General features: G+C 60.1%; 18 protein-coding genes and 1 pseudogene. 3 read left to right on the plus strand and 16 right to left on the minus strand.

The window, feature by feature from the left end; translation table 11 throughout:
• Positions 1–874: 874 nt before the first annotated feature.
• Positions 875–2,269, minus strand: coding sequence for a uracil-xanthine permease family protein (locus ACTQWD_RS07255; protein WP_441559630.1), 1,395 nt, complete (start codon positions 2,267–2,269; stop codon positions 875–877).
• 351 nt (positions 2,270–2,620) lie between these two features.
• Between ACTQWD_RS07255 and ACTQWD_RS07260 the strand changes: the two genes are divergently transcribed.
• The gene (locus ACTQWD_RS07260; RefSeq protein WP_441559631.1) at positions 2,621–3,277 is read left to right on the plus strand and encodes a helix-turn-helix transcriptional regulator; all 657 of its coding nucleotides are present in this window, start codon (positions 2,621–2,623) and stop codon (positions 3,275–3,277) included.
• Between the two features lie 244 nt (positions 3,278–3,521).
• Here ACTQWD_RS07260 and ACTQWD_RS07265 read toward each other — a convergent pair whose 3' ends face one another.
• Positions 3,522–3,899: a RidA family protein gene (locus tag ACTQWD_RS07265; protein ID WP_152077077.1), complete on the minus strand. Its 378-nt coding sequence runs from the start codon at positions 3,897–3,899 to the stop codon at positions 3,522–3,524.
• Positions 3,900–4,198: 299 nt separating this feature from the next.
• On the opposite strand from ACTQWD_RS07265, the gene ACTQWD_RS07270 reads away from it, so the two are divergent.
• Both ACTQWD_RS07270 and ACTQWD_RS07275 read left to right on the plus strand, forming a co-directional pair.
• A complete protein-coding gene (locus ACTQWD_RS07270) occupies positions 4,199–6,694 on the plus strand; it encodes a DUF3656 domain-containing U32 family peptidase (RefSeq protein ID WP_441559632.1) in 2,496 nt (831 codons plus the stop codon).
• Between the two features lie 15 nt (positions 6,695–6,709).
• On the plus strand, positions 6,710–7,369 hold the full coding sequence (locus tag ACTQWD_RS07275) for an RluA family pseudouridine synthase (protein WP_441559633.1): 660 nt from the start codon (positions 6,710–6,712) through the stop codon (positions 7,367–7,369).
• A gap of 444 nt (positions 7,370–7,813) precedes the next feature.
• On the opposite strand, the gene ACTQWD_RS07280 is transcribed toward ACTQWD_RS07275, so the two are convergent.
• The 14 genes and pseudogenes from ACTQWD_RS07280 to rplC all read right to left on the minus strand — a co-directional run bounded on the left by ACTQWD_RS07280 (position 7,814) and on the right by rplC (position 16,011).
• The gene (locus tag ACTQWD_RS07280; protein ID WP_427717633.1) at positions 7,814–8,560 is read right to left on the minus strand and encodes a DeoR/GlpR family DNA-binding transcription regulator; all 747 of its coding nucleotides are present in this window, start codon (positions 8,558–8,560) and stop codon (positions 7,814–7,816) included.
• A gap of 3 nt (positions 8,561–8,563) precedes the next feature.
• On the minus strand, positions 8,564–9,643 hold the full coding sequence (locus ACTQWD_RS07285) for a Gfo/Idh/MocA family protein (protein ID WP_441559634.1): 1,080 nt from the start codon (positions 9,641–9,643) through the stop codon (positions 8,564–8,566).
• Positions 9,644–10,222: 579 nt separating this feature from the next.
• Positions 10,223–10,528, minus strand: a complete 306-nt coding sequence (gene rplX, locus ACTQWD_RS07290; protein ID WP_006235043.1) for a 50S ribosomal protein L24 — start codon at positions 10,526–10,528, stop codon at positions 10,223–10,225.
• Between the two features lie 13 nt (positions 10,529–10,541).
• Complete coding sequence (gene rplN, locus ACTQWD_RS07295; protein WP_117734331.1) at positions 10,542–10,910, minus strand: 50S ribosomal protein L14; 369 nt, start codon at positions 10,908–10,910, stop codon at positions 10,542–10,544.
• Between the two features lie 118 nt (positions 10,911–11,028).
• On the minus strand, positions 11,029–11,289 hold the full coding sequence (gene rpsQ, locus ACTQWD_RS07300; protein WP_006235040.1) for a 30S ribosomal protein S17: 261 nt from the start codon (positions 11,287–11,289) through the stop codon (positions 11,029–11,031).
• 16 nt (positions 11,290–11,305) lie between these two features.
• Positions 11,306–11,521, minus strand: a complete 216-nt coding sequence (rpmC, locus tag ACTQWD_RS07305; protein ID WP_006235039.1) for a 50S ribosomal protein L29 — start codon at positions 11,519–11,521, stop codon at positions 11,306–11,308.
• A gap of 86 nt (positions 11,522–11,607) precedes the next feature.
• Positions 11,608–12,024: pseudogene (rplP, locus tag ACTQWD_RS07310) on the minus strand (50S ribosomal protein L16); the annotation flags it as partial.
• Positions 12,024–12,734, minus strand: coding sequence for a 30S ribosomal protein S3 (gene rpsC, locus ACTQWD_RS07315; protein ID WP_441559635.1), 711 nt, complete (start codon positions 12,732–12,734; stop codon positions 12,024–12,026). The gene rpsC and the pseudogene rplP, both read right to left, overlap by 1 nt.
• 6 nt (positions 12,735–12,740) lie before the next feature.
• The gene (gene rplV / locus ACTQWD_RS07320; RefSeq protein ID WP_006235036.1) at positions 12,741–13,112 is read right to left on the minus strand and encodes a 50S ribosomal protein L22; all 372 of its coding nucleotides are present in this window, start codon (positions 13,110–13,112) and stop codon (positions 12,741–12,743) included.
• A gap of 14 nt (positions 13,113–13,126) precedes the next feature.
• Positions 13,127–13,387: a 30S ribosomal protein S19 gene (rpsS, locus tag ACTQWD_RS07325; RefSeq protein ID WP_006235035.1), complete on the minus strand. Its 261-nt coding sequence runs from the start codon at positions 13,385–13,387 to the stop codon at positions 13,127–13,129.
• 32 nt (positions 13,388–13,419) lie between these two features.
• Positions 13,420–14,250: a 50S ribosomal protein L2 gene (gene rplB, locus ACTQWD_RS07330; protein WP_117583062.1), complete on the minus strand. Its 831-nt coding sequence runs from the start codon at positions 14,248–14,250 to the stop codon at positions 13,420–13,422.
• 179 nt (positions 14,251–14,429) lie between these two features.
• On the minus strand, positions 14,430–14,717 hold the full coding sequence (rplW, locus tag ACTQWD_RS07335; protein WP_006235033.1) for a 50S ribosomal protein L23: 288 nt from the start codon (positions 14,715–14,717) through the stop codon (positions 14,430–14,432).
• Positions 14,718–15,344: a 50S ribosomal protein L4 gene (gene rplD / locus ACTQWD_RS07340; RefSeq protein WP_006235032.1), complete on the minus strand. Its 627-nt coding sequence runs from the start codon at positions 15,342–15,344 to the stop codon at positions 14,718–14,720.
• A 46-nt stretch (positions 15,345–15,390) separates the two neighbouring features.
• The gene (gene rplC, locus ACTQWD_RS07345) at positions 15,391–16,011 is read right to left on the minus strand and encodes a 50S ribosomal protein L3 (protein ID WP_089572481.1); all 621 of its coding nucleotides are present in this window, start codon (positions 16,009–16,011) and stop codon (positions 15,391–15,393) included.
• Positions 16,012–16,073: the final 62 nt, after the last annotated feature.

Here is a 16,073-nt window from a genome sequence, read left to right on the forward strand (position 1 = left end):
GGACGGAGAATCGAAATGCGGTGGGGTGCGCGGACATACCGGGCTGACCGCCGGCAGCGCGCCCGCAAGAGCCCGCGGATATTAGCTTGCCAGGCAAGCGTCGACTAAACGCGCAGCGTGCGCGGGCCCTCCCGACGGGAAACGAAAAAGCCCGGTTTAAAACCGGGCCCGAACAAACACGCCTATTGACAATGGCTTTCTCATATTAAAAGAGGGGTCGACGCCGTTAAGGCATTGACCCCTTGATCAAAGCAACGGCGCTGCCCAGCTATCACCCTTGGGCTGCCGTCGACTTTATTCTACCCACGGTTGCCAGGTTTAACAAATGAATTTTCAGTAACGAGGCCTCGGCGCCCGCTCCTGCGTTCGCTCAACTCGTCGCTCTACTCCAGCCACCACTCAACATCCACGGAGCACTCAACCGCAAATGCTAAAGACCACGCGATCGGGCAAAGCCCCGTCACCAACAACACAGGACGGACCCTCAGCTTCCTTTACGTTATAGCTAGCTATATTATACTTTCCGATAATATAGCTAGCTATAACGTAATTCGACAAGCGGCGCACGCAAAAGGGGCGGTACACCACCGCACACGGACCGTTCCGGAAGCTCCTGACCGCTCTGGTCTCGCTCCTCACAGCGCTCATCGGACTTTCCGAGGCACTCAAGCAGCGTACGAAGCAAAAGAAGAGGGGTCGACGCCGTTAAGGCATCGACCCCTTAATCTAAACAACGACACTGCCCAGCTCTTCACCACTTGGGCTGCCGTCAGCCTTATTTTACCCACGGGACAAGCCCTTTGAAGTGCGGCTTGGCGCCGCATGACGTCGGCGGACGAGGCGATGCGTCCGCCGACGAATAGCACCGAATTGGTTACTTCTTGCTCTCGGGCAAGACCAGATCCACGGCAGCGTCTTTGGCGGCATCGATGTGCTGAGCCACGACCAGCGTCTGCGGAAGGATCAGGTTGAGCACGATGGCCATGATGGCGGTGGGGGTTACGGCATTGGAGCCGATGACGGTGGACACCCAGGTGGGCATACCCTCGCCGGCAAGGCAACCGCTGGCCATCCAGATACCCAGGCCAAAGACGACGGAGGTACCGACGATGGTGGTAGTGCGCTGCGTAAGGCCCTCGCGGGTGAACATGCGCACGCCGTTCATGGTGATGGTGCCAAAGACGCCGACGGTCGCGCCGCCGATGACGGGCTGCGGGATGGCGGAGAGCACGGCAGAGAGCTGCGGGAACAGGCCGGCGATGGCAAAGACGGACGCGATGATCACAAAGACCCACTTGTTGACGACTTTGTTGGAGCAGATGATGCCCACGTTCTGGCCAAGGGCGCTGGTGGGAAGACCGCCCAGCAGGCCGCCGGCCATAGAAGTGAGGCCCTGGGACACGATGGCGCCGGAGAGCTCGCGCTCGGTGGGCATGCGGTCGATGGAGCCCAGGCAGGCGGCGGAGACATCGCCGATAACCTGGATGGCAACCATGGGGAACACGACGGCGAGGGTAATGCAGACCTCGGGATCAAACTCGAGTGCGTAGGGCATGAGCTTGGGAAGGGCGAAGACCTGAGCGGTGGCGACGCTGGAGAAGTCGATCATGCCAAAGGGAATGGAGACGATCATGCCAACGATCATGCCAAAGAACACAGATCCCAGCTTGAACGTGCCCTTGCCAAAGTTGGCGAGCGCGAAGACCACGGCGAAGGTGACAAGAGCGACGCACCAGGCCTGCGGGGTGCCCCACAGCGGCGTGCCCATACCGCCGGCCATATACTTGACGGCCGTGGGATACAGGGAGACGCCGATGGAGAAGATGACCGTACCGGTCACGACGGGCGGGAACAGCCACTTAATCTTGCTGTAGGCCAGACCAAAGAGGACCGCGACGGCACCGCCGACAATCTCGCCGCCCAGCAGAGCACCAAAGCTAAAGCCCGAGGCACCCATAGCCTGCAGGGCCGGCAGGAACGCGAACGAGACGCCCATGACGATGGGCAGGCCGCCGCCGATGCGGCGGAAGGGAGCGAAGGCCTGAAGGGCCGTGTCGATTGCCGAAAGAATGAGCGCCACCTGAATGATGTCGGTGCTCTGCTGGCTGTTAAAGCCGTAAACGCCGGCCATGATGACCGCCGGGGTAATGATGCCGGCAAACGATGCCAGTACGTGCTGAAGGGCACACGGAATCATTTCCTTAACGGGCGGCATGCCTTCGCGAGTGAACAGGGCTTCAGTGCCGTTCGTAACCGTCTCCTGGGCCATTTGACCACCAATCCTCGAAGTAGTTGTTTTCGCATCTAGCGCTCTATTGTGACGCAGTGCGGGGTTGAGGTTGTGCCTTCGGTGAATATCGTATTAAAGAATTTTCTCATTCTCAATAATAATTTTTTGTTATCAGACTATTTTTCAGCTGAGACAACTCATTTCCGCAGGTCAGGAAAGTGTCTGGTCAAAATAACATCTAACTTTTCTTTTGGTCGACCGCTTACCGCCAAAATCCTACCGTTCGTCTGTATTACGCAATGTACCTGCGAATATACGAGTCAATAGACACCGTGTTACCATGAGAAAAAATTGTTATGAAACTTCCGATTTCATCCAAAGGAGTTGCCCGTGAACGAGACTGTACGTCGCTTTTTGCCGATGGTCGATTTCCTGGAGCAGATACTCGGCAAAAACAGCGAAATCGTGCTGCACGATTTCTCGGATCCCGACCACGCCATCGTCGATATCCGCAACGGCATCGTGAGCGGCCGCAAGGTCGGCGGTCCCGCCACCGATCTGGCACTCAAGATCATGCACGATCCCAAGTATCGTGACCTGCCGTTTATTACGGGCTACGAGGGGCGCGGTGCCGGTGGCAAGACGTTGGAATCTGCAACGTACTTTATTCGCGAGGATAACGAGATCGTCGGCATGCTCTGCGTCAACACCGATCTTTCCACGGTACGCTCCATCAACGCCATGGCTCAGCAGCTCATGGCCTGCTTCGACGCTGCGCCAAGGCAGGCGGAGCCCGCGTCTATCGAGGTCGAAATTCTTTCGGAGTCTACACAGGAGCTCATCGACCGCAGCATTTCCGAATTGCTCGAAAGCCGCGGCCAGGATGTCGCCTCGCTTGGGCAGGCCGATCGCGTGGACGTTATTCGCCACCTTAACGGCAACGGCGTATTTATGCTCAAGGGCGCTGTTGCCTGCGCTGCCACCTCGCTGGGCATCTCGGAGCCCAGCGTCTACCGCTACCTGCAAAAAGTTCGCAAGGAGGGCTAACGAGCAAAATGGAGCGCGGGCAGTCTTTTTGGGACGGGGCTCTTTTAGCTACCCTCCCTCTGCCCACGATTTCGATGAGCCGCAAGTAAAATCAATCCTGCATATAGGGGTAGCTAAAATGGCCCCGTCCCAAAAAGACTGCCCTTGGTGGCTCCGCAAGCGATCCGTCACGTGACAAAAGACCCTGCAGCTCACACGCGCTGCAGGGTCTTTTTGCATGTCATGTTTAGTTGTTGCCAACGCCTTAGAGAGCGGCGACGACCTCGATCTCGACCAGACCGCCAGCCGGAAGAGCGGCAACCTGGAAAGCGCTGCGCGCGGGGAACGGGGCCTCAAACTTGGAGGCATAAATCTCGTTCACGGCGGCAAAGTCGGCGATGTCAGCCAGGTAGACCGTGGTCTTGACGACATCGGCAAACGTAGCGCCGGCAGCGGTCAGCAGGGCCTCGACGTTGGCGAGGGACTGCTTGGCCTGGGCCTCGATGCCCTCGGGCAGCTTGCCGGTCGCGGGATCGATGCCCAGCTGGCCGGACAGGAACACCATGTTGCCGGTCTGGATACCGGGGGAATACGGGCCGATGGCTGCGGGCGCGTTATCGGAAGACACGACGGTCTTGCTCATGTTTTTCTCCTTACGATCAAATAGAGAGCGTGAGCGCGGCGTTCGCACCGGGAGGCACAGTTCGGTCTGAATACCGCGCTTGATTGGGATAGTAGGGGATGATTTTGCCCGCTGCAAGATAATTATCAGAATGCGAGAATATTTTATCGCCCAACGGTTTCCCCGAACCGCTGAACGGTTCTCCACGGGGTCAGCCAGCCCAGGCTGCTGAAGACTTTGTCCTGCTTAGGCTGCGGGCATCGCCCATCGCGACGGTGCCACTATACTTTTGAGTATCTGAGCATTTTGAAAGGCAGGATATGACCGCAACCGCCAGCCGAACCACCAACCGCAGGCCCGAGCTTCTGGCCCCCGCCGGAGGCCCGGAGCCCTTTGCCGCCGCGCTCGCCGCCGGGGCAGACGCCATCTACTGCGGCATGGGCAGCTTCAACGCCCGCCGCAAGGCCACCAACTTTACCGATGAGGCCTTTGAGCAGGCCTGCCGCGCCGCGCACCTGGCCGGCTCGCGCGTCTACGTCACGGTCAACATCGTCATCAAGCAGTCCGAGATGAGCGATGCACTGCAGCTCATCCACCGCTGCTCCACGCTGGGCGCCGACGCTTTTATCATCCAGGACTGGGGCCTGTTCTTTGAGGTCAAGCGCACCATGCCCGGCATCGAGACCCATATCTCGACCCAAGCGAACATCCACGATGACCGTGGAACCATCTGGTGCCGCGAGCAGGGCGCCGACCGCGTGACCCTCTCGCGCGAGCTTTCCATCGACGAGATCGCCGCCATCCACGACGCCGCGCCCGACGTTGACCTGGAGGTCTTTAGCCACGGCGCCATCTGCTTTTGCTACTCGGGCCTGTGCCTGCTCTCGAGCTTTGCCATGGCGGGCCGCTCGGCCAACCGCGGCATGTGCGCCCAGCCCTGTCGCCTGCCTTACGAGCTAATTGACGAGAACGGCCGCACGCTCTCCCCCGCCGGTCGCGAGCGCGCGCTATGCCCGCGCGACACCAACACTTCACAGCTTGTTCGCCGCCTGTATGACGCCGGCGCCGCATCGCTCAAGCTCGAGGGCCGTATGAAGGCGCCCGATTACGTGTACTCCATCGTCGATGTGTATCGTCATCAGATCGATGACATGCTGGCCGGGGCCGTCGTAGATAAGGACGAGGACGCCGCTCGCCAGCGCCAACTCAAGCGCTGCTTTAACCGCGACTTTACGCACGCCTATCAGGACGGCACCTCGGGCGACGAGATGATGAGCTACGGGCGCTCCAACAACCGCGGCCAGATCGTGGGCACGGTGCTGGGCAGCCGTATGGCCAACCGCGACGTGCGCGGGCTCAAACCCGACGACCGTCGTCGCCGCGCCGCCATCGCCCGCATTGAGCTGTTTGAGCCCGTGGGCAAGGGCGACCTGTTGGAGCTTCGTCACGACGATGAGTTCGACCAATTCCTGACTACCATCGCCGCCGATGATGCCGCCGCCGGCGACATCATCGAGTGCCGCGTTCCCCGTAGTATGCCCGAGGGCTGCCGCGTGCGTGTGATTCGCAGCCAGCGCGCCATTGACGCTGCCGGCGCTGCGCTCAAGCGCGACGTGCTACGCCGCCGCGCCGTAGACGTGTCCGTCGTGGCGCGTCTGGGCGAGCCGTTTACCGTCACGCTCACCTGCTGCGACGACCCCACGCTCACCGCCACCGCCACCGGCTTTACCGTCGAGGCCGCCAAGACCCGCGCGGTTGAGGCGTCCGATCTGGTGGAGCACGTCGGCCGCATGGGCTCCTCGCCCTTTGAGGCCGCGAGCTTTGACGTGGCGCTCGATGAGGGCTGTGGCATGGGTTTCTCCGCTGTGCACAAGGTTCGCGCCGCCGCTTGCAAGGCGCTCGAGGAGGCCATTTTGGCGCCGTATGACGAGCGCGCCCACACGCTCGAGCTGCCGGCGATTGTCACCAGTGATTCCCGCCCCGCGCCCGAGCACTACCGCGATGAGCCGCAGATCTGCGCCACCGTCACCTCGCTCGAGGCCGCCGAGGCCGCTCGTACTGAGGGAGCCGTGCGCATCTATATGACCACCGACGCGCTCGATGCGGCCGAGCTCTCCCCCGCCGATGCGTTTGAGCAGGGTATTGTTCCCGTGCTCGATGAGGTCTGCCGCGCCGTCGACCACGCACGCGTCGACCCGTGGGTCGTTGCCGGTGCCACGGTCGCTATTGGCAACATCTCTGAGCTTGCCCTGGCCGCCCAGGTTGGTGCCACGGCCGAGATTCGCTCTTGCCTGCCCGTGCACAACACGCCTTGCATGGAGGCACTCTCCGAGCGCGGAGCCGGGGCGTTTTGGCTCTCGCCCGAGATCACGCTCGACGAGATTATCTCGCTTGGCACCTCCGCGCCCGCAGCCCTGGGCATCACCGTTTTCGGCCGCCCGCGCGTTATGACGAGCGAGCACTGTATCCTGCAGGTGGCCAACGGTTGTATCCACGATTGCGCCCACTGCCGCCTGCGCGCCCGCAAGCTGTCGCTCAAGAATATCGACGGCAAGGTCATGCCGGTGCGTACCGACATCCACGGCCGCTCGCGCCTGTACGACGCCTACCCCATCGACCTCACACCGCAGGTTCCACAGCTGCTCGACGCCGGCGTGCGCCGTCTCATGGTCGACGGAACCCTGCTCGAGGCCGATGAGATTGGCCGCGCCGTCGCACGCGTCCGTCGAGCCGTCGAGGCCGCGCAGGTCGGCCGTAAGCCCGCCGCCCGCCTGCGCGGCGCCACTTCGGGCTGCATGTTTGTGGGAATTAGCTAACCGAAAGGCTTACACGTGAACGAAGAACCTCAAGTCCTCTACTGCGACGCCTGGCTCATGGCCATCGATAAGCCCGCCGGCATGATCGTCCACGGCGACGGCACCGGCGAGCGCACGCTTACCGACTATGCCAGCGACCTTTTGCTGGCGATGGGCGACGGCTTTGCCGCGACCGACATGCAGCCGCTCAACCGCTTGGACCGCGACACTACCGGCGTGGTGTTGTTCTCGCTCGACAAGCAGACGCAGCCCGCCTTTGACCAGATGGTCATCGACCACGCCTTCGAAAAGCACTATCTGGCGCTCGCCGAGGGCAAGATCGACTGGAACGAAAAGCTCATCGACAAGCCCATCGCCCGCGACCGCCACGATAGCCGCAAGATGCGCGTCGGCGCCAGCGGCAAGCCGTCGCAGACGCACGTCAAGGTGCTCAAGCGCCTTAAGAGCCGTCGAGGCCTGCCCACCCGTTCGTATATCGATGTTGAGCTGCTCACCGGCCGCAAACACCAGATCCGCGTGCACCTGGCAAGCGAGCGCCATCCCCTGGTTGGCGACGACCTGTACGGAACGCCGCGCCCCTGTGGCCTCATGCTCCACGCCCACAGCGTATCCTTTACCCATCCCGTAACCGGCGAGCGCATCCACATCGAAGCCCCCTGCCCCTGGGAGCCCTAAAACCTGCCAAAAAGGGACAGGTTTATTTTGGCAGGTTTTATCTGGGCAAACGTCAAGCCGCCACGATGGCTCAGCCGCGGCGCCAAAACGTCTCGATCTGTAACAGTTAGAACCCATTTTCCGGTCTATCTGTTACAGATTGAGACATTCAAATCCCCCTCTAGGGAAAATCTCGATCTGTAACAATAACTCGGTAAAATCGGTCCCAGATGTTACAGATTGAGACAAAGGGATGGCGCGGTTCGGAAGTATCTCAATCTGTAACATCTAGCCCACTTTTAACGGTCCAGTTGTTACAGACTTAGACAAACCGGCGGACAACGAAAGCGGCAACGCCTGTGATGGACGTTGCCGCTTTTCTATTGAGAAAACTACTCGGTTTTCGTTACGAACCACCACAATGGGGACAGGCACCTTTGTGATGGTTTTGGCCTTGTCCCGTCGCTAGACCGTGATGACGTTGTCCATTGCCCGATACTTGGCGGGCACCTCGCCCGCGGTAATGATTGTAGCGTCGCGAAAGTCCGCGAACTTGACGGGCGCCACCATGCCAAATTTACTGGCGTCCGAGATTACAAAGCGTTTGGCCGTATGGCGCATCGAGATGCGCTTTACTTGCGCCTCCTCGATATCGGGCGCCGTGAAGCCCTGCTCGGCGGCAATGCCGTTAGAACCCCAAAAGCCACAGTTGAAGTTGTAGCGGTCTAAGGTTGCCAAGGCATCGGGGCCAACGAGTGCTTCGGTCTCGGGCTTGAGCTCGCCGCCCAGCACCACGGTACGCATGCCGCGCAAAGCGAGGTGCTGAGCATGGAGCACGGAATCGGTCACATAGGTGACATCTTCTAGGTGTGGAAGATGCTCGATGAGCTTGAGCGTCGTCGAGCCCGAATCGATGTACACAAAGCTCTCGGGCTCCACCAGCGCCGCCGCACGGGCGCAGATACGCTCCTTATCGTCGTTATGGAGGTCGCTGCGCTCATTGAGCGTTAGGTCGCGCGTCACGTGCGCACGCTCAAGACTTGTCGCTCCGCCGTGGACCTTGGCGATACGGTGTGCTCGATCGAGCGTCTGCAGGTCGCGCCGAATGGTAGACGCCGTTACGCCCAGGGTATCGGCAAGCTCTTGCACAGTAACCGAGCCAGCCTGCTGGACCATCGACACGATCGCGTTGAGCCTATCCTCCGCAAGCATCGCTTACTCCTCCTCGGGGTACACGACTCCCCAGTCGGCGCGGAGCTTGGTCATAAGCTCCATGACATCAGAAGCATAATCCAGAAGCTCGCGCTTCGAATCATCGCCGGCAACGGCCTTCTCCAGGTCGGCCATCTCGTAGCACAGAGCGTATGCCTCGGTGCCGGTGTGGACCTCCTCACGGTGCCCGTCCGCAGTCCACACGATGGTCGCGTGATCGGCGCGGGGATACTCGTTGACCTCGATATAGCACTTGTCAAAGCTGATGACCGAGCGCTTGGGCTGCTTGGAGTGAAGTGTAAGGCTCACCACGCCCAGCTGCTGCTCGGCATTACGGCAGACGATGCCACCCGCAACGTCAACGCCGGTCTCGCAGGTGTTGCCGAGCGAAACGACCTCAACAGGCTGGCTTGTCATAAAGAGGCGCATGACGGACAGGGCATACACGCCAATATCGAGCATGGCACCGCCGGCGAGACTACGGTTGTAGAACCGGTTGGTCAGGTCCCCGTATTCCTTGTAGCTGCCAAAGTTGAGCTGAGCGAGGTTCATGCGGCCAAACTCGCCGGCATCCATGCGGCGACGCAGCTCCCGATACAAGGGCATGTGGAGCACCGTGGTGGCGTCCATAAGGACCACGTTATGCTCGTCGGCAATGGCACGCGCTTCGTCGAGCTCGGCGGAGTTGAGGGTGACGGCCTTTTCGCAAAGCACGTGCTTGCCAGCTGCCAGAGCGGCGCGCAGGTAGGTGATATGCGTGTTATGCGGCGTGGTGATATAAACGGCGTCGATGTCGGGATCGGCGTAGAGGTCCTCAACCGTCTCGTACACCTTCTCGACGCTATACTGCTCGGCAAAAGCCTGGGCCTTGGAAAGCGTACGGTTGGCGACGCCCGCAAGCTTTCGGCCGGCAAGGGCGAGAGACTGGGCCATCTGGTTGGCGATAACGCCGCAGCCGATCACAGCCCAGCGAAGCTCGGGAGCCGTAAAGATGTCGTTAGGGAACGGCTTGTCCTGGACCGAGGCAAACGCCGCCTTAGCGGCTGCTTCGGCGTCGAGCGGAGCCTGTTTGGAATCTGTCATCATGTGCCTCCTGAGTCACCGGAAGTTCTTCATTTCCAACAGCCTTATATTCGCACAAATTTACGCGCATTTGCTTGTATTTGCGTGTTTATTTGTTTATCGGTTATTATTAAACCATAATTAGCAGATATTTGCGCGGCTATGCGCATTATCGCGCAAGACTCTGTGCGTAAATACGCATGCATCGATCGTTATGATGCAGAAAAAGGCGGAACACCAAAACCCCTAAAGGCAAAGCAGGCTGTCTTACTCTGCCCTCTAGGGGCATCAGACATCAAAAGACCATCCCTAACTGCCGGCACATAGGGACTGTCCCAGGCTGCCGAAACCTGGGGGCGTTTCCCGTACGACGCTTTCGTGGCAAGACTGTCCCCATCAACTAGCCGTTAAAGAACGTCCCCAACGACTAGTCATTTATGTCTGTCCCCAATGAGTATGGCCACTCATTTAAGTCTGTCCCCAATGAGTATGTCAGTATGTCTGTCCCCAATGAGTCTGTCCCCAATGAGTAGGGATAGAAAAAGGCCCGGGTGCCGTGGCATCCGGGCCTTTGCTAGCAACTTAGATGTTGCGGGCAGCTTAGAACTTGTGACCGCACTTCTTGCAGACGCGCAGCTTGTTCTTGCCGTCCTTCTCGTGACCGACGCGGGTAACCTTACCGCACTCGGGGCAAACGAGATTGACGTTGGAGGCATCGATAGGAGCCTCCTGCGAAACGATGCCGCCCTGCTGGTTGGCAGCGTTGGGCTTGACGGCCTTCTTGACGACCGAAACGCCCTCGACAACGACCTTGTTCTCGGCAGGGAGAGCACGCAGGACAACGCCCTGCTTGCCGCGATCCTTACCAGAGAGAACCTGGACCTTATCGCCCTTCTTGATATACATATATCTCCCCTAACTACAGGGTCTCGGGAGCGAGCGAGACGATCTTCATGTACTTCTTGTCACGAAGCTCGCGAGCGACGGGCCCGAAGATACGGGTGCCGACGGGCGAACCATCGTTGTTGATGACAACGCAGGCGTTATCATCAAAGCGAATGTAGGAGCCATCCTTGCGGCGGATCTCCTTAACGGTGCGAACGACGACGCAACGGACAACGTCCTTCTTCTTGACGTTGGCGCCAGGGGTAGCCTCCTGGACAGCACCGATGAACACATCGCCGATGCCTGCATAACGACGCTTGGAACCGCCAAGCACCTTGATGCAGCGAATCTTGCGAGCGCCGGAGTTGTCGGCGACGTTCAGCATGGTTTGCATCTGAATCATGGTAGATGTTCCTCCGAACTAAGAACCGAAGAGAGGTGCGCAGCCTTTATGCGGCCCGTGGTATGCAAGCCAGGCATACGCACATCTTCGGAAACGTACAAGTCGTAAGAGCGACTGCTTATTTAGCGCGCTCGACGACCTCGATGAGGCGCCAACGCTTCATCTTGGACATAGGACGGGTCTCCATAACGCGGACGGTATCGCCCACGCCAGCCGTGCACTCCTCGTCGTGAGCGTGCAGCTTCTTGGAGCTGGTCATCATCTTGCCGTACTTGGGGTGACGCTTGCGCTCGGTGATGGTGACAACGATGGTCTTGGCACCGGAGACGGAGGTAACGACACCCGTACGGACCTTACGCGAGTTACGCGAATCAGTCATGTTCTCTCCTTAGGTCCTACTCGGCGACAGCGGACTTCTCCGCTGCGATCTCGCGGGCGCGCTGCTCCGTGAGGACGCGAGCGATGTCCTTCTTCACGGTGTTGACGCGAGCGGTGTTGTCCAGCTGGCTGGTGGCCATCTGGAAACGAAGGTTAAAGAGCTCGGCGCGCATTTCCTTCAGCTTCTCAACGAGCTGAGCGTCCGAGAGCTCACGAATCTCTGCGGGCTTCATTAGTTCTCCTCCTTGGCGGCGGCGGCGTCCTCAGCAGCCCACTTGGTCTCGAGAGCGGCCTCCTCAGCCATCTCCTTCTCGATGCGCTGCTCGGCGTTCTTGGCAGCAACGATCTTGGTCTTGATGGGGAGCTTGTGCTGCGCAAGACGCAGAGCCTCGCGAGCGACCTCCTCGGGAACACCCTTGACCTCGAACATGATGCGGCCGGGCTTGACGACGGCCACCCACTCCTCGGGGTTACCCTTACCAGAACCCATGCGAGTCTCGGCAGGCTTCTTGGTGATGGGCTTATCGGGGAAGATCGTGATGTAGACACGACCGCCACGCTTCATGTAGCGGGTCATGGCAATACGAGCGGCCTCGATCTGACGGTTGGTGATCCAATGGGCCTCGAGAGCCTGGATACCAAACTCGCCGAAATGCAGCTCGGTATTACCCTTGGCCTGGCCCTTCATGGAGCCACGCTGCACCTTGCGGTGAAGAATACGCTTAGGGGCAAGCACTACTGACCCCTCCTCTCGGAGTTACGACGACGAGGACGGGAAGAGCCCTCGAGTGCAGGGTTGGGAACAGGCTGGCCCGGGAGCTTCTCGCCCAGGTAGATCCAGACCTTCACGCCGCAGGCACCCATGGTGGTGCTGGCGACAGCCGTGCCGTAGTCGATCTTGGCACGGAGGGTGTGCAGAGGCACGCGACCCTCACGGTACCACTCACGACGGCCCATCTCGGCACCGCCGAGACGACCGGAGCACTGGATACGGATGCCCTTAGCGCCGGCCTTGCGGGCGGACTGGACAGCCTTGCGCATAGCGCGACGGAAGGCAACGCGGCCCTCGAGCTGCTCAGCGATAGACTGAGCAACGAGGTTGGCGTCGAGCTCGGGGCGCTTGATCTCGACAACGTCGACGCAGAGCTGGCCCTTGGAGACGCCAGCGACCTTCTCGAGCTCGGTGCGGAGGGTATCGATCTCGGCACCCTTCTTACCGATGACAACGCCGGGGCGAGCGGTGAAGATGATGACCTTCACCTTGTCGCCAGCGCGCTCGATCTCAACGCGGGAGACAGCTGCGCGGGAGAGACGCTTCTCGAGGTACTTGCGGATCTCGAGATCGTTACCGAGGGTCTTAGCGTAATCCTTCTCTGCGAACCAGCGGGAGCGCCAGTTCTCGGTGATGCCAAGACGGAAGCCGGTGGGGTAGACTTTCTGACCCATACAGCTTTACGCCTCCTTTCGAGGAGCAACGACGACGGTGATGTGGGAAGTACGCTTCAGAATGCGAGAAGCGGAACCCTTGGCGCGGGGACGGATGCGCTTAAGCGTCGGACCCTCGTCAACATAGGCAGCAGCGACAACCAGGTTGTCGGCACGCAGACCGTTGTTGTTCTCGGCGTTCGCAACGGCGGAACGGAGAACCTTCTCGACATCCACGGCGACGGCGCGGTCGCAGAAGTGGAGGATGTCGAAGGCCTGAGCGACAGGCTTGCGGCGGATCAGATCGACCACCAGGCGGGCCTTGCTGGGGGAAACACGCACGTACTTAGCGACGGCGCGAACCTCGGTGGCCTCAGTTTCAATAGACTTAGTTGCCATTTACGGTTAACCCCCTATTTGGCCTTGTGGCCACGGAACGTACGAGTCGGCGCGAACTCGCCGAGCTTGTGACCAACCATGGACTCGGTAACATACACGGGCACATGCTTGCGGCCGTCGTGGACGGCGATGGTGTGACCAACCATCTCGGGGAAGATGGTGGACGCGCGGGACCAAGTCTTCACGACGTCCTTCTTGCCAGCCTCGTTCATCGCGGTGATACGCGAGAGAAGGCGAGTCTCCACGAACGGGCCCTTTTTGAGACTTCTGCTCATAAGTGCTTTCTCCTAAAACTCGGTATCCGAAATTACTTCTTACGGCGACGAATGATGTGCTGGTTCGAGACCTTCTTCTTCTTGCGCGTACGAAGGCCCTTCGTCGGCTTACCCCAGGGGGTAACAGAGGGACGACCAGAGGTGTGGTTCTTGCCCTCGCCACCGCCGTGCGGGTGGTCGACAGGGTTCATAACGGTACCGCGGACGGTCGGGCGCACGTTCATGTGACGCTTACGGCCGGCCTTGCCGATGACGATGTTGGCGTGATCAGCGTTGCCGACCTCACCGACGGTGGCGCGGCAGGTAACGAGGATGCGGCGCATCTCAGAGGAAGGCATACGGACGATGGCGTACTTGCCCTCCTTACCCATCAGCTGGCAGGAGTTACCGGCGGAACGGGCGATAGCGGCGCCCTTGCCCGGCTGGAACTCGACGGCATGGATGAGCGTACCGACGGGGATGTCGGCGAGGGGCAGAGCGTTGCCCGGCTTGATGTCGGCGTCAGAACCGGACATGACGGTCTGACCGACCTCGAGGCCCTTGGGGGCCAGGATGTAGCGCTTCTCACCGTCAGCATAGTGCAGCAGAGCGATGCGAGCGGAACGGTTCGGATCGTACTCGATCGTGGCAACCTTGGCGGGCACGCCGTCCTTGTTGCGCTTGAAGTCGATCACGCGGTAACGACGCTTCACGCCGCCGCCCTGGTGGCGGGTGGTGATGCGGCCGTTGTTGTTACGACCGGCCTTCTTGGGCAGGGGCTCGAGAAGAGACTTCTCGGGCTTGGTGCAGGTGATCTCGGAGAAGTCGGAGATCGTCTGCCAACGCCTACCAGCGGAGGTCGGCTTAAGGTGCTTTACAGCCATTACAATCCCTTTCAATAGGTATCCGTTAGCCATCGCAGACAGGGATTCGAGGTTCTGCCTCGGGTGCGATGACACCGGACGTATACACGGTTCCGGGCGTGTCCATTTTATACGCCCAAAACCTTGAGCTCTCGCCTCCCCTATTTGGGAGGCATGAGCTCACTCAACAGCAGCGAGTCTTAGGCCTGGTTGCCAAAGACCTCGATGGTGTCGCCCTCGGCCAGCGTAACGATGGCCTTCTTCCAAGAACGGGTCTTGCCGGCGACATAGCGCACGCGCTTGGTCTTGGGCTTGACCGTCAGGGTGTTCACGCGAACGACCTTGACGCCGAAGATCTCCTCGACAGCGTCCTTGATCTGATACTTGTTAGCATCCTTGGCGACCTCGAACGTGTACTTGTTCTGCTCCATGCCGGAGAAGGAACGCTCGGACACGATCGGACGGATGATGATCTCGTGGGCGGTCATTTATGCAAGCACCTCCCCGAAGTGAGCGGCGATGTCGGCGGGCATCAGCACAGCGTTGTTGTTGACGAGATCATAGGTGTTGGCCTCGTCGGCAGTGATGATGAACGTCTTGGGAATGTTGCGGAACGACAGGTAGGCGTTGACGTCCTCATCGCGAACGATGATGGTCAGACGCTTGCCCTCAAGGCCAAGAGCCTTGAGCATGGCAACGGCAGCCTTGGTGGAAGGCTTCTCGAAGCCGTAGTCGTCGACGAGCACGAGCTCGCCATCGGCCAGCTTGGCGGACAGCGCAGAGCGCATAGCCAGCTTGACCTCCTTGTTGTTCATACGCTTAGCGTAGGAACGGGGCTTGGGGGCGAAGACAACGCCACCGTGACGCCACTGGGCAGCACGGATGGAACCCTGGCGGGCACGACCGGTGCCCTTCTGACGCCAAGGCTTCTTGCCGCCACCGGAAACCTCAGAGCGGCCCTTAGCGGACTGGGTGCCCTGACGCCAAGAGGCCATCTGGCACTTGACGATGTGGTGCATAACGTGGATGTTCGGCTCGATGCCGTACACCTCAGCGGCGAGCTCGGCCTCGGCGACCTTCTTGCCCTCGCTGTTCTTTACTTCAAACTTTGCCATTTAAGTGTTCTCCTTGGTATGACGCTGGGCTAAATGGGCTGGGCCCTTAGGCCATACGGATGGCGACGAGACCATTCTTGGCACCCGGGACAGCGCCCTTGACCAAGATGAGGTTCTGCTCGGCATCGATGCGGACAACGGAAAGGTTCTTGACGGTAACGCGCTCGTTACCCATGTGGCCGGCCATCTTGACGCCCTTGAGGACGCGCGCAGGATAGGCGCACTGACCGATAGAACCGGGGTGACGCTGGAAGTGAGAACCATGCGTCATAGGACCGCGGCGCTGACCCCAGCGCTTGATGCGACCCTGGAAGCCCTTACCCTTGGAGGTACCGATGACGTCGACCTTCTCGACATCAGCGAAATCAGCGACGGTGACGACCTCGCCGACCTTGTGCTCCTCGCCGTTCTCGACGCGGACCTCACGAAGGAAGCGGACAGGCTCGACGCCGGCCTTGGCGAAGTGACCAGCCATGGGCTTGTTCACGTTCTTGGCCTTGATGTCGCCGAAACCGATCTGGACGGCGTCATAGCCGTCGGTTGCCTGAGTTTTAACCTGCGAGACAGCGCAGGGGCCAGCCTGGATGACCGTGACGGGAACGACGTTGTCGTTCTCGTCCCAAACCTGGGTCATGCCAATCTTGCGGCCGAGAATCATGCTGATCAAGATATGATCCCAACTCTCGCGTGGTCTTGGGACAATGCGTACACCACCGAGCGTACGCCCCT

Source organism: Collinsella sp. LCP19S3_B6 (genome assembly GCF_052121815.1).
In the GTDB taxonomy this organism is placed as follows: domain Bacteria; phylum Actinomycetota; class Coriobacteriia; order Coriobacteriales; family Coriobacteriaceae; genus Collinsella.